This is a genomic window from Serratia entomophila (genome assembly GCF_021462285.1).
Classification (GTDB): domain Bacteria; phylum Pseudomonadota; class Gammaproteobacteria; order Enterobacterales; family Enterobacteriaceae; genus Serratia; species Serratia entomophila.
Map to the genome: position 1 here is coordinate 4,980,136 of NZ_CP082787.1, position 13,859 is coordinate 4,993,994.

Consider the following 13,859-nt stretch of genomic DNA (forward strand, 5'->3'; position numbering starts at 1 on the left):
TAACAAGGAATAGATCATGCAAAACCAAGGCATCAAAAAAATCGTTCTGGCGTACTCCGGTGGCCTGGATACTTCGGCCATCATTCCATGGCTGAAAGAAAACTACGGCGGCTGCGAAGTGGTGGCGTTCGTCGCGGACATCGGCCAGGAGCGCAGCGATCTGGAAGGCGTGGAGCAAAAAGCCCTGCAATCCGGTGCCTCTGAGTGCCACGTGGTTGATCTGCGTGAAGAATTTATCCGCGATTATGTTTACCCGGTGCTGCAGACCGGCGCACTGTACGAGGGCAGCTACCTGCTGGGTACCTCGATGGCGCGCCCAATCATCGCCAAGGCGCAGGTTGAGCTGGCGCTGAAGGTCGGCGCCGACGCGCTGTGCCACGGCGCGACCGGCAAGGGCAACGATCAGGTGCGTTTCGAAACCACCTATACTGCCCTGGCGCCGCAGCTGAAGGTGGTGGCGCCTTGGCGTGAGTGGAACCTGCGTTCCCGTGAAGCGCTGCTGGATTACCTGAAAGAGCGCAATATCCCGACCACCGCGTCGCTGGAAAAAATCTACAGCCGTGACGAGAACGCCTGGCACATTTCTACCGAAGGCGGCGTGCTGGAAAGCCCGTGGAACGCCCCGAACAAAGATTGCTGGGTCTGGACCGTCGATCCGCAGGAAGCGCCGGATCAACCGGAGCAGGTGACCATCACCGTGGAAAAAGGCCGCGTGGTGGCGGTGAACGGCGAGTCGCTGTCGCCGTACAAATGTCTGGAAACCCTGAACGTGCTGGGCGCCAAACATGGCGTGGGCCGCATCGACATCGTGGAAAACCGGCTGGTGGGCATCAAATCCCGCGGCTGCTACGAAACCCCGGGCGGCACCATCATGGTAGCGGCGCTGCGCGGCGTTGAACAGCTGGTGCTGGACCGCGACAGCTTCAAATGGCGCGAGCAGCTGGGCCTGGAAATGTCTTACGTGGTGTATGACGGCCGCTGGTTCGCTCCGCTGCGTCGTTCACTGCAGGCTTCCGCCGAGGCGCTGGCCGAAGAGGTGAACGGCGAAGTGGTGCTGCAGCTGTACAAGGGCCAGGTAACGGCGATCCAGAAAAAATCCGCCAATAGCCTGTACTCCGAAGAGTTCGCCACCTTCGGCGAAGACGAAGTTTACGATCACAGCCACGCGGGCGGCTTTATCCGTCTGTTCTCGCTGTCTTCGCGCATCCGCGCGTTGAACGAGAAAAAGAACAAGTAATTTCATTATTCGGCGTGACTTATTAAGGGCGCAGCATGCTGCGCCTTTTCGTATAAAATTCATACCCTAAATAATTCGAGTTGCAGGAAGGCGGCAAGAGCGAGAGTCCCGATGAGCTTACATCGGTAAGTGATTCGGGTGAGCGCTCGCAGCAACACACCTGCGGCTCGAAGTATGACGGGTACAGGAGTAAAGGTATGGCACTTTGGGGCGGGCGGTTCACTCAGGCGGCGGATCAGCGGTTCAAACAGTTAAACGATTCACTGCGTTTCGATTATCGCCTGGCGGAACAGGACATCGTGGGGTCGGTGGCCTGGTCAAAAGCGCTGGTGACCGTCAACGTATTGACGGCAGAGGAACAGCAGCGGCTTGAGCAGGCGCTGGGCGTGCTGTTGGAAGAAGTGCAGGCCGATCCGCAGGCGATCGTCAGCAGCGATGCCGAAGATATTCACAGCTGGGTGGAGCAAAAGCTGATCGACAAGGTCGGCGACCTGGGCAAAAAACTGCACACCGGCCGCAGCCGCAACGATCAGGTGGCAACCGATCTGAAGCTGTGGTGCAAACTGCAGGTCAGCGAACTGCATCAGGCCATCGTGCAGCTGCAGCAGGCGCTGGTGGAAACCGCCGAAGCCAATCAGGACGCGGTGATGCCGGGTTACACCCACCTGCAGCGCGCGCAGCCGGTGACCTTCGCTCACTGGTGCCTGGCCTACGTTGAGATGCTGGCGCGTGACGAAAGCCGTTTGCTGGATACCCTGAAGCGCCTGGACGTCAGCCCGCTGGGCAGCGGCGCGCTGGCCGGCACCGCCTATCCTATCGATCGTGAGCAGCTGGCCGGTTGGCTGGGCTTCGCCTCGGCGACCCGCAACAGCCTGGACAGCGTTTCCGATCGCGACCACGTGCTGGAGCTGTTGTCCAACGCCGCGATCGGCATGGTGCATCTGTCGCGCTTTGCCGAAGATTTGATCTTCTTCAACAGCGGCGAAGCGGCCTTTGTCGAGCTGTCTGATCGCGTGACCTCCGGCTCTTCGCTGATGCCGCAGAAGAAAAACCCGGACGCGCTGGAACTGATCCGCGGCAAGTGCGGCCGCGTGCAGGGTGCACTGACCGGCATGATGATGACGCTGAAAGGCCTGCCGCTGGCGTACAACAAAGACATGCAGGAAGACAAGGAAGGGCTGTTTGACGCGCTCGACACCTGGATGGACTGCCTGCAGATGGCGGCGCTGGTGCTGGACGGCATTCAGGTGAAGCGCCCGCGCTGTAAGGAAGCGGCGGAGCAGGGCTACGCCAACTCCACCGAGCTGGCGGACTATCTGGTCGCCAAGGGCGTGCCTTTCCGCGAGGCGCACCATATCGTCGGTGAGGCGGTGGTGGAGGCCATCCGCCAGGGCAAGGCGCTGGAAGCGCTGCCGCTGGCAGACTTGCAGAAGTTCAGCGCGGCGATTGGCGACGACGTCTACCCGATCCTGGCGCTGCAGTCCTGCCTGGACAAGCGCGCGGCCAAGGGCGGCGTTTCGCCGCAGCAGGTTGCCGCAGCCATCGCCGAAGCGAAGCGGCGTTTGGCTTAAGCGAAATTAAGGGCAGCAGAAGGCTTAATGCTTGTCAGTTAGCGTTTTTCTGCGGGTGTTCGTGAAGTTTTCGGTCGATAAATATGAGATGTACCATGAGACTCACGCGCCTCGACCGAGCAAGGGACCCTGGGCGCGGTCCCTTGCAACCCGCGCCCTTGCCCAATCAGACGGTTGGCTGCGTCAACGTTACTCGGCCCATCCTTGGGCCTCGCCCCTTCGGGGCCGCTGCAAGCAGCGTTCAAATCTGTTCCTGACAGATTTGTCCCTCCGTCACTGCGCATCACGGCCGGCTACGACAGGCGTCCCTGCCTGTCTCGCCTGAAACCGCCGTCCATGGCGGTTTCGCCTATGCGCCGCTCCTGCGTTCGGCGTCTTCAAGGGCGCCCAACACCCTGCTCATCTCACTATTTTCACTGTCTTCGATAACGCAATATCAAACTGAGGGGACAGGTTGCCCGGTGGCGGCAGATTCGGGTGTTTGACCCTAGCGCGCATCACCGGCTGCCGAGCAAGACGGCGTTGTCAGGGGCAACCGGCCAGGGAAGGCCGGTTGAGGCGAGACTAACAGGGACGTTTGTCGTAGCCGACCCGCCCGACAACGCGGGTGCAGCGAGGGTATTCGCGCAGCGGACAGACGGTGTTAAGCGAGGGCGCGGGTGGAGGGGCCGCGCCTTCGGCCCCTCCAATTGCCGTTCATTGCGGCAGCAGATAAATGCGGGATATTTACGGCAATTCATCCTGCGCAGAGCGTACAGAGATTGGATAAAAAAATGCCAGTCAGGCTTAACTGATCGGCATTACAGCAGAAGGCTGCCCTTTTTATTACCCCCGCCACAGGCAACGGTTGCGGCTTACCCCCTCCTGCATGGCGCTAAGCGGGCTTACTCGCCCGGGCAGCGCTGGCAGCGTTCCGCTTCGGCCTCGCCGAGCTTCAATTTTGCCTGCAGGTCGCGCAGTGCGGTGCGCAGCCCTTCTTCGATTACCGGATGGTAGAACGGCATGTCCAGCATCTGATTGACGGTCATCTGCTGCTGATGCGCCCAGGCCAGCAGGTGGGCGATATGCTCGACCTCCGGTCCCATCATCTCGGCGCCGAGGAAGCGGCCGGTGCCCTGTTCGCCGTAAACGTGCAACAGGCCTTTATTGCGCAGCATCACCCGTGAGCGGCCCTGATTCTCAAACGAGACCTCGCCGACTTCGAAGCAGCCGCAGGCGCTGAATTTCTCGCTCAGCTCGCGGAAGGTGGAACCGACCATGGCGATCTGCGGATCGGAGAACACGACCGAAATGGCGCTGCGGCGCAGGCCCGGGTTGATCTCCGGGAAGCTGCCGGCGTTGGCGCCGGCGATGCGCGCCTGGTCACTGGCTTCATGCAGCAACGGCAGCTGGTTGCTGGCGTCGCCGGCGATAAAGATATGCGGCACGCTGGTTTGCATTGTCAGGCGGTCGGCCAGCGGCACCCCTTTGGCGTCGAGCTGCAGGCGGGTGTTTTCGAGATCCAGGCCGTCGACGTTGGGCCGGCGCCCGGTAGCGGCCAACACGTAATCCACCATGATGTCCTGCGGTTGGCCCTGTTTATCCTGATAGCGGATAAACACTTTGTCGCCTTCGCGCTGCATCATCTCCAGCTGAACGTCCGCATCGAGGTAAAACTCCTCGCTCAGCGCTTTGGCGGCGTAGTTGCGCACCGCGCCGTCGGTCAGCGGCCCAACCGCGCCGCCGACGCCGAATACCTTGGTGTCCACGCCCAGGCGATGCAGCGCCTGGCCCAGCTCCAGCCCGATCACACCGGGGCCGAACACGGCGACGGACTGCGGCAAATCGTCCCAGTCGAAGACTTCATCGTTGACGATCAGCCGATCGCCCAGATCGTTCCACGCCGCCGGCCAGCTCGGGCGAGAGCCGGTAGCGATCACGATGCGCTGGGCCACGATGCGCGTGTGTCCGTCTACCTGCAAAGTATTGTCGTCGATAAAACGGGCGTAGCCCTGGATCTTGTCGCCGGCGGGGATGTTATCGACCCCTTCCAGCACGAAGCCGACGAAGCGGTCGCGCTCGCGTTTGACGCGGTCCATCACCTCGCGGCCGTCGATGCGCGTCTTGCCGGCGGGGTGCACGCCGAAGCCCGGCGCGCGTTCGATTTGATGCACCGCCTCGGCGGCGGCAATCAGCAGTTTGGACGGCATGCAGCCAACGCGCGCGCAGGTGGTGCCGTAAGGCCCGCCTTCGATCATCACCACGTTGGGGGTGGAAAGTTTGGCCGCGCGATAGGCGCCGAGCCCGGCGGTGCCGCCGCCGATCACCGCGACGTCAACGTTCAACTGTTTCATATCCGCTCCTGAAAGGTAAAAAAAGGGCGGGCCGGAGCCCGCCAAAGTTCACGTTGCTTTAGTTATTACTTATTAATCAGGCTGACAGGAAAGTTTCCAGGTCATCGCTGCCGCCGATGTGACGGCCGCCGATGAACACCTGCGGTACGGTAGCGCGGCCGCTGACGGCGCGCAGGCTGACGGTAGTGGCGTCTTTGCCCAGCACGATTTCTTCATACTGAATGCCGCGTTCTTGCAGCATTTGCTTGGCCTTGGCGCAGAATGGGCAGCCCGGTTTGGTGAACAGGGAAACCGATTCCTGCACTTTGAATTCCGGTGCCAGGTATTTCAGCATGGTGTCGGCGTCGGACACTTCAAACGGGTCGCCCGGCTGGTTGGGTTCGACGAACATTTTTTCTACCACGCCGTTGCGCACCAGCATCGAATAGCGCCATGAGCGCGGGCCAAAGCCCAGATCGGCCTTTTCGACCAGCATGTTCATGCCTTTGGTGAACTCACCGTTGCCGTCTGGCACGAAGGTGATGTTTTCCGCGTGCTGATCGGCTTTCCAGGCGTTCATCACGAAGGTGTCGTTCACCGAGACGCACAGGATGCCGTCAACGCCGTGCTGCTTGAATACGCTGGACAGCTCGTTGTAGCGCGGCAGATGGCTGGAAGAGCAGGTCGGCGTAAAGGCGCCCGGCAGTGAGAATACGATGACGGTTTTATCTTTGAACAGGTCATCAGTGGTCACATCAATCCATTGGTCGCCCTTACGGGTGTGGAACGTAACCTGAGGGACTTTTTTGCCTTCTTGACTGGTAAACATTGATTAACCCCTTAATTAGGAAAATGATTTTTAGCTTTTAGCGCTGTATCGCGTTGTTGGGGCACATTATTGACGCAGGGGCTTGATAGTTCTAATCGCTCATTGCTATCTTATCTATCGCCATGAGCTATCATGGTTTGGAGGGAAACAATGAATATTCGTGATTTAGAGTATCTGGTCGCCTTGGCCGAGCACCGGCACTTCCGCCGCGCCGCCGATTCATGCCACGTTAGCCAACCCACGCTCAGTGGGCAGATCCGCAAGCTCGAGGACGAGCTGGGCGTGATGCTGCTTGAGCGCACCAGCCGCAAGGTGTTATTTACCCAGGCGGGTTTGTTGTTGGTGGAGCAGGCGCGTACCGTGCTGCGCGAAGTCAAAGTCCTGAAAGAGATGGCAAGCCAGCAGGGCGAAGCGATGTCCGGGCCGCTGCATATCGGTTTGATCCCGACGGTGGGGCCCTATCTGTTGCCGCAGATTATCCCGACGCTGCACAAGACTTTCCCCAAGCTGGAAATGTATCTGCACGAAGCGCAAACCCAACAGCTGCTGGCGCAGCTCGACAGCGGCAAGCTGGACTGCGCCATTCTGGCGCTGGTGAAGGAAACGGAGGCCTTTATCGAAGTGCCGCTGTTTGATGAGCCGATGAAGCTGGCGGTGTATTCCGATCACCCTTGGGCGCAGCGCGACCGCGTGGCGATGCCGGATTTGGCGGGGGAGAAGCTGCTGATGCTGGAAGACGGGCACTGCCTGCGCGATCAGGCGATGGGCTTCTGCTTCCAGGCGGGCGCGGACGAGGATACCCATTTCCGCGCCACCAGTCTGGAAACGCTGCGCAATATGGTCGCGGCCGGCAGCGGCATTACCCTGCTGCCATCGCTGGCGGTGCCGCCGCAGCGCGAGCGCGACGGCGTTTGCTATCTGGACTGCTACAAACCGGAACCGAAGCGCACCATTGCGTTGGTATACCGCCCCGGTTCCCCATTGCGCAGCCGCTATGAGCAATTGGCCGAGGCGATCCGCGAGCACATGCAGAACTACATCGGCAGCACGTTAAAACAGGCGGTTTAAGCCGTTTAGCGCCGCTACCCGGTAGGCTTCGGCCATGGTCGGATAGTTGAAGGTGGTATTAACGAAATACTCGATAGTATTGCCTTCACCTTTCTGTTCCATGATCGCCTGACCGATGTGGATGATTTCCGCCGCACGCTCACCGAAGCAGTGGATCCCGAGGATCTGCAGGGTGTCGCGATGGAACAGGATCTTCAGGCTGCCGACGTTCATGCCGGCAATCTGCGCGCGCGCCAAATGTTTGAACTGCGCGCGGCCCACTTCATAAGGCACTTTCATCGCCGTCAGCTCCTGTTCGGTCTTGCCGACGGAACTGATTTCCGGAATGGTGTAGATGCCGGTCGGAATGTCTTCGATCAGGTGGCCGCTGGCTTCGCCGGAGGCGATGGCCTGAGCGGCGATGCGGCCCTGATCGTAAGCGGCCGACGCCAGGCTTGGGTAACCGATCACATCACCTACCGCGTAAATATGCGACAGTGCGGTCTGGTACATGCTGTTCACTTTCAGCAGGCCGCGGCTGTCGGACTCCAGGCCGACGTTTTCCAGCCCCAGCGAGTCGGTATTGCCGGTGCGGCCGTTGGCGTAGAGCAGGCAGTCCGCCTTCACCTTCTTGCCTGACTTCAGGTGAACAATCACCCCGTCGTCGGTGCCTTCAATCTTCTCGAACTCTTCGTTGTGGCGGATTACCACGCCGTTGTTCCAGAAGTGATAAGACAGGGAATCCGACATTTCCTGATCGAGGAACGCCAGCAGGCGATCGCGGGTGTTGATCAGATCCACCTTGACGTTCAGCCCACGGAAAATCGACGCGTATTCGCAGCCGATCACCCCGGCGCCGTAAATGATCACGTGGCGCGGTTCGTGGCTCAGTTCGAGAATGGAATCGCTGTTGTAAATACGCGGGTGATTGAAGTCGACGCTGGCCGGCAGGTAAGGGCGCGAACCGCAGGCGATCACGATATGGTCGGCGCGGATGGTGTCCTGGGTGCCGTCCATGTAGCTGACGCTGACGGTGTTGGCGTCGATGAAACGCGCGTCGCCGGCGAACAGTTTGCACTGGTTCCGCTCATAGAACCCCTGACGCATGCGGGTTTGCTGATCGATGACGTTGTCGGCGTGGCGTAGAATGTCAGGGAATGTCGCGCTGAGCGTACGTGAGTTGTTGTAAAGCGGGTTCTGGTTGAATTCGATAATGCGGCTGACGGCGTGGCGGAGGGCTTTGGATGGGATGGTGCCCCAATGGGTGCATCCGCCGCCTACGTTATTGTACCGTTCGATAACGGCCACGCGGGCGCCCTGTTTCACCAGCCCCATGGCGGCACCTTCACCACCAGGGCCCGAGCCAATTACAATGGCATCAAATTGATAGTGCTGTTGCATGTAGGAGAGACCTGTTTTTATACAAGATTACAACGGTATCTTAACATCATAGCGCTGCACGCCCAATCACCATTAGGCTTTTTGAGGCAAAGCACAATTGGTTCAGGCCAGAACTGTGATTGCGCGCGTTAGTATAAATGCTGTTGCAATAAAATTTGCTATATTGCCGGCTCTAGGGCGTTAGACTGATTGAATGGAACTTATCTGGATATGCATATGGGCGTCAGAGCACAACAAAAAGAACGGACGCGTCGTTCCCTGATCGAAGCCGCGTTCAGCCAGCTGAGCGCCGAACGCAGCTTTGCCAGCCTGAGCCTGCGCGAAGTCTCGCGCGAGGCGGGGATCGCGCCCACCTCGTTCTATCGCCACTTCCGCGACGTGGATGAGCTTGGGCTGACCATGGTCGACGAAAGCGGCCTGATGCTGCGCCAACTGATGCGCCAGGCGCGCCAGCGCATCGCCAAGGGCGGCAGCGTGATCCGCACCTCGGTCTCCACCTTTATGGAGTTTATCGGCAACAACCCCAATGCATTTCGCCTGCTGCTGCGTGAGCGTTCCGGCACTTCGGCCGCGTTCCGTGCGGCGGTGGCGCGCGAGATCCAACATTTTATCGCCGAACTGGCGGATTACCTCGAGCTGGAAAACCATATGCCGCGCAGCTTTACCGAGGCGCAGGCGGAGGCCATGGTGACCATCGTGTTCAGCGCCGGCGCGGAAGCGCTGGATATTGACCCCGAACAGCGGCGCCAGCTGGAAGAACGTCTGGTGCTGCAGCTGCGGATGATTTCCAAGGGGGCGTATTACTGGTATCGCCGCGAGCAAGAAAAAGCTTCTGTATCCCACGTATAAAAAGGTAGAAAGTGATGGAAAAACCAGGTCGTGAGAATGGCACCTTACTGCTGGCGTTGATTGCCGGCCTTTCGATTAATGGCTCGTTCGCCGCGTTGTTCAGCTCGGTGGTGCCGTTTTCAGTCTTCCCGATAATCGCGCTGGTGCTGGCGGTGTACTGCCTGCATCAACGTTACCTGAACCGCGCCATGCCGGACGGCATGCCGAAGCTGGCCGCCGCCTGTTTCCTGCTGGGGGTGCTGCTGTACAGCGCCATCGTGCGCGCGGAATACCCGCAGATCGGCTCCAACTTCCTGCCTTCGATCGTCTGCGTGGCGCTGGTGTTCTGGATAGGTTTCAAGCTGAAGGCGCGCAAAACGCCGGATGAAAATACCCAAGGGTAATAGAGCCGGGGCGCCATTGCGGCGCCCCGACGATATCAGCGGCGTTTTTCCAGCAGCACGCCGCATTCCATATGGTGGGTATAAGGAAACTGGTCGAACAGCGCCAGGCGGCTGACCCGGTGGGTCTCCTGCAGCGTTTCCAGGTTGGCGCACAGCGTTTCCGGATTGCATGAGATATACAGAATGCGCGGATAGGCCTGCACCATTTTCACCGTATCGTCATCCAGCCCGCTGCGCGGCGGATCGACAAAAATCGTCTCGCAGTTATAGCCGCTCAGATCGATGCCCTTCAGCCGGTTAAATTCGCGCACCCCGTTCATCGCCTGGGTAAAATCTTCCGCCGCCATGCGGATAATCTGCACGTTGTCGATGTGGTTGGCTGCAATGTTGTACTGCGCTGCCGCAACGGAAGGTTTGGCTATCTCGGTCGCCAACACCCGCTCGAAGTTGCGCGCCAGCGCCAGCGAGAAGTTGCCGTTGCCGCAGTAAAGCTCGAGCAGGTCGCCCTTCGATCCGGCGGTGACGCCCAGCGCCCATTCCAGCATCTGCACGTTCATTCCCGCATTCGGCTGGGTAAAGCTGTTTTCAACCTGACGGTAGATCATATCGCGGCCGGCGACCGGCAGGACTTCGTCGACATAGTCCTGATCCAGCATGATTTTCATCTTCGAGGCGCGGCCGATCAGCTGCAGATCGAAGCCCTGGGCGCGCAGGCTGTCGCGCAGCTCGCCAGCGCGTTGCTGCCAGGCGTCGTCCAGCTTGCGGTGGTACAGCAGCGAAGCGATGATTTTGCCGCTTTGCGTCGACAGATAATCGATCTGGAACAGCTTATGGCGCAGCGTCGGGTCCGGTTTGATGGCGGCAATCAGTGCGCTCATCAGGCGGTTGATCAGTTCGCTGGCGGCCGGGAATTGATCAACGCGGATGCGCTGCTTGGTCTGCTGGTCGAACATGATGTGGTACATATCGTCTTCATCATGCCAGATGCGGAATTCTGCGCGCATGCGGTAATGCTCGACTTGCGAGCGGAACACTTCCGGCTCGGGTGCCGCGAACGGTAACATCAACGTCTTCAGGCGGGCGGTTTTCTCCGCCAGCTGGTCATCGTAACGTTCAATAGGCAAATTCTCGGGCGTCATGTGTTTCTTCTCGTCAGGCAAATTTGATCAGCGGGGATTGTAGGGAATCAGCCCGTGAAGTCCAGTTTTGTCGCGTTTATTATTTGTAACATTAGTGGAAGTCTAGACATCTATTTACATTGATCGTAGCATTGCCGTCCGGCCTCAAGCAGCGAGTGAAAAGGGAATCCGGTGTGAATCCGGAGCTGACGCGCAGCGGTAAGGGGAAGTCACGGCGATAGCGTGTTGACGCAGACACTGTCCACTGCAGGATGGGAAGTCATCGCCCGGTGTCGGTTGCGAAAGCAGCCTGCAAATCCCAAGCCCGAAGACCTGCCGGTGTTACGTCGCAATGTCCGTGGCCGTCGCGAACTACCGGCCATGATCCTGCGGCATCCGCCAATTAAGTTTGGATGCTTTTTCATGACAATTACAAAAAATACGCTGCTGATGGTGGTTTCCTCCGTCACGGCTTTTTCTGGATGGGCGCAAGACAACACCACAGCGAATAAGGGCGATAACCTGGTGGTTACCGCCAACCGTTTCCCGCAGCCGGTTTCCTCCGTGCTGGCGCCAACTTCTATCGTGACCCGCAACGATATCGACCGCTGGCAGGCCAAGAGCCTGACCGACGTGATGCGCCGTTTGCCGGGCGTGGACGTTGGCCAGAACGGCGGGTTGGGGCAAAAAAGCTCGCTGTTCATCCGCGGCACCAACTCCAGCCACGTGCTGGTGTTAATTGACGGCATTCGTCTTAATCAGGCGGGCGTCAGCGGTTCTTCCGACCTCAGCCAGATCCCGATCTCGCTGGTGCAGAAAATCGAGTACATCCGTGGCCCGCGTTCGGCGGTGTACGGCTCAGACGCCATCGGCGGGGTGGTCAACATTATTACCACCCGCGAAAAGAACGGCACTACGCTCTCCGCCGGCCTCGGCTCGAACGGCTACCAGGCCTACGATGCCTCGACTCAGCAACAGCTGGGCGACAGCACCGTGGCAACGATTGCGGGCAACTACACCTATACCAAAGGGTATGACGTGGTGGCGCAAGGCAATACCAGCATCCCACAGCCCGATCGTGATGGTTTTATGAGCAATTCGCTGTACGGTGCGGTGCAGCACCAGTTCAACGAGCAAATCAGCGGTTTTGCGCGCGGGTATGGCTACGATAACCGCACCGGTTACGATGGCTTCTATTCTTACGACAAAAATTTCAACATTACTGGCCTCCCCGATACCCGCAAGCTGTATAGCCAAACCTGGGACACCGGGCTGCGCTATCAGGAAGGGATTTACGCCACCCAGTTAGTGGGCAGCTATAGCCACAGCAAAGACTACAATTATGATCCGCGCAAGGGGCAGTACGCGGTGTCCTCCAGCCTGGACGATGCCGAGCAATACAACCTGCAGTGGGGCAATACCTTCAAGGTCGCACAAGGCACCGTAAGTGCGGGGGCCGATTGGCAGGACCAACAAATAAAACCCGGCACCGCGTCGGTCAGCAGCGAGAAAAGCCAGCGCAATACCGGCGTCTATCTGACCGGGCAGCAATTGGTTGGGCCGGTTACGCTGGAAGCCGCGGCGCGCGGCGATGATAACTCGGAATTTGGTTGGCACGGCACCTGGCAAACCAGTGCGGCCTGGGAGTTTGTTGAAGGGTATCGGTTCATCGCCTCCTACGGTACGGCGTTCAAAGCGCCAAACATGAATCAGCTGTTCAGTACCACTTACGGCAACGATAATTTGAAGCCGGAAGAAAGCAAACAGTGGGAGGGCGGTTTTGAAGGCTTGACCGGGCCAGTGACCTGGCGCGTATCAGGTTACCGTAATGACATTGATAACCTGATTGACAGCGATCCCGTGACTTACCGTTATTACAACATCGGTAAAGCGACCATTAAAGGCGTAGAGGCCACGGCTTCGTTTGAAACCGGCCCGCTGACGCATCAGATTGGTTACGACTATGTCGACCCGCGCAATGCCAAAACCAACGAAGTGTTGCTGCGTCGCGCCAAGCAACAGGTGAAATATGAGCTGGATTGGCAGCTGTATGATTTTGACTGGGCGGTGACCTATCAATACCTGGGTGAACGTTACGACAAGGACTACGGCGTTTATCCAAGTCCAACGGTCAAACTCGGCGGCGTTAGCCTGTGGGATCTCGCAGTTTCGTATCCGGTCACATCTCATCTGACAGTTCGTGGTAGAATTGCCAACCTGTTTGATAAAGATTATGAGACGGCCTATGGCTACGCTACTCCAGGAAGGGAATACTACATTACTGGAAGCTATACCTTCTAACAGCTCCACAACACTCCGCCCGACAGTGCTGGTATTTGATTCCGGCGTCGGCGGGCTGTCGGTATATCAAGAGGTTCGGCAACTGCTGCCGGACCTCCACTATATATATGCCTTCGACAACGTGGCGTTCCCTTACGGCGAGAAGTCCGAAGAGTTTATCGTTGAACGCGTGTTGGAGATTGTCGGCGCGGTGCAGCAACGCCACCCGCTGGCGATCGTGGTCATCGCCTGCAACACCGCCAGCACCGTTTCCCTGCCTGCATTGCGCGAGCGCTTCAGCTTCCCGGTTGTGGGCGTAGTGCCCGCCATCAAACCCGCCGCTCGCCTGACCGCCAACGGCATCGTCGGCCTGCTGGCTACCCGCGGCACCGTTCAGCGCACCTATACCCATGAGCTGATCGCCCGCTTTGCGACCGATTGCAAGATTGAGCTGTTGGGCTCTTCGGAGCTGGTGGAGTTGGCGGAAGCCAAGCTGCACGGGGAAGCCGTTCCTCTGCCGACCCTGAAGAAAATCCTGCAGCCGTGGTTGAGCATGCGCGAGCCGCCGGACACCGTGGTGCTGGGTTGTACCCATTTCCCTTTATTGGCGGAAGAGTTAATGCAGGTGCTGCCTGAAGGTACCCGGCTGGTGGATTCCGGCGCCGCTATCGCCCGCCGCACCGCCTGGCTTATCTCAACGCAGGAAAATCTGGTGTCGACGCAGGAAGACAATCTGGCGTACTGCATGGCGTTAAATGAAGATACCGACGCTTTATTGCCCGTTTTACAGGGCTACGGCTTCAAAACGTTGAAAAAACTGCCGCTTTAATCG

The 13,859-nt window shown here is 58.9% G+C and carries 11 protein-coding genes and 1 riboswitch; of the genes, 7 read left to right on the forward strand and 4 right to left on the reverse strand.

The features are described 5' to 3' along the window. Positions 1-16 precede the first annotated feature (16 nt). The gene (locus KHA73_RS23800) at positions 17-1,237 is read left to right on the forward strand and encodes an argininosuccinate synthase (RefSeq protein WP_061799731.1); all 1,221 of its coding nucleotides are present in this window, start codon (positions 17-19) and stop codon (positions 1,235-1,237) included. Between the two features lie 197 nt (positions 1,238-1,434). Next, the gene (gene argH / locus KHA73_RS23805) at positions 1,435-2,808 is read left to right on the forward strand and encodes an argininosuccinate lyase (RefSeq protein ID WP_234587234.1); all 1,374 of its coding nucleotides are present in this window, start codon (positions 1,435-1,437) and stop codon (positions 2,806-2,808) included. An 884-nt stretch (positions 2,809-3,692) separates the two neighbouring features. On the opposite strand, the gene KHA73_RS23810 is transcribed toward argH, so the two are convergent. Together KHA73_RS23810 and KHA73_RS23815 are read right to left on the reverse strand one after the other, a co-directional pair. After that, the gene (locus KHA73_RS23810; RefSeq protein WP_234587235.1) at positions 3,693-5,141 is read right to left on the reverse strand and encodes a dihydrolipoyl dehydrogenase; all 1,449 of its coding nucleotides are present in this window, start codon (positions 5,139-5,141) and stop codon (positions 3,693-3,695) included. 76 nt (positions 5,142-5,217) lie between these two features. Beyond that, positions 5,218-5,949, reverse strand: a complete 732-nt coding sequence (locus KHA73_RS23815) for a glutathione peroxidase (RefSeq protein WP_234587237.1) — start codon at positions 5,947-5,949, stop codon at positions 5,218-5,220. Between the two features lie 150 nt (positions 5,950-6,099). On the opposite strand from KHA73_RS23815, the gene oxyR reads away from it, so the two are divergent. Then, positions 6,100-7,017, forward strand: coding sequence for a DNA-binding transcriptional regulator OxyR (gene oxyR, locus KHA73_RS23820; protein ID WP_234587238.1), 918 nt, complete (start codon positions 6,100-6,102; stop codon positions 7,015-7,017). Here oxyR and sthA read toward each other — a convergent pair. After that, positions 7,000-8,397, reverse strand: a complete 1,398-nt coding sequence (gene sthA, locus KHA73_RS23825) for a Si-specific NAD(P)(+) transhydrogenase (RefSeq protein WP_234587240.1) — start codon at positions 8,395-8,397, stop codon at positions 7,000-7,002. The two genes, oxyR and sthA, sit on opposite strands and share 18 nt — an antisense overlap. A gap of 216 nt (positions 8,398-8,613) precedes the next feature. On the opposite strand from sthA, the gene fabR reads away from it, so the two are divergent. Next, on the forward strand, positions 8,614-9,246 hold the full coding sequence (gene fabR / locus KHA73_RS23830) for an HTH-type transcriptional repressor FabR (RefSeq protein ID WP_061799719.1): 633 nt from the start codon (positions 8,614-8,616) through the stop codon (positions 9,244-9,246). Positions 9,247-9,260: 14 nt separating this feature from the next. Further along, positions 9,261-9,629, forward strand: coding sequence for a YijD family membrane protein (locus KHA73_RS23835; protein ID WP_234587242.1), 369 nt, complete (start codon positions 9,261-9,263; stop codon positions 9,627-9,629). Between the two features lie 35 nt (positions 9,630-9,664). On the opposite strand, the gene trmA is transcribed toward KHA73_RS23835, so the two are convergent. Then, positions 9,665-10,768, reverse strand: coding sequence for a tRNA (uridine(54)-C5)-methyltransferase TrmA (gene trmA / locus KHA73_RS23840; protein ID WP_234587244.1), 1,104 nt, complete (start codon positions 10,766-10,768; stop codon positions 9,665-9,667). Between the two features lie 115 nt (positions 10,769-10,883). Continuing rightward, positions 10,884-11,102, forward strand: a riboswitch (cobalamin riboswitch). Between the two features lie 68 nt (positions 11,103-11,170). Between trmA and btuB the strand changes: the two genes are divergently transcribed. Next, the gene (gene btuB / locus KHA73_RS23845; RefSeq protein WP_234587246.1) at positions 11,171-13,048 is read left to right on the forward strand and encodes a TonB-dependent vitamin B12 receptor BtuB; all 1,878 of its coding nucleotides are present in this window, start codon (positions 11,171-11,173) and stop codon (positions 13,046-13,048) included. Further along, complete coding sequence (gene murI / locus KHA73_RS23850; RefSeq protein ID WP_234587248.1) at positions 12,993-13,856, forward strand: glutamate racemase; 864 nt, start codon at positions 12,993-12,995, stop codon at positions 13,854-13,856. Before btuB ends, murI begins: the two co-directional genes overlap by 56 nt. Positions 13,857-13,859 lie beyond the last annotated feature (3 nt).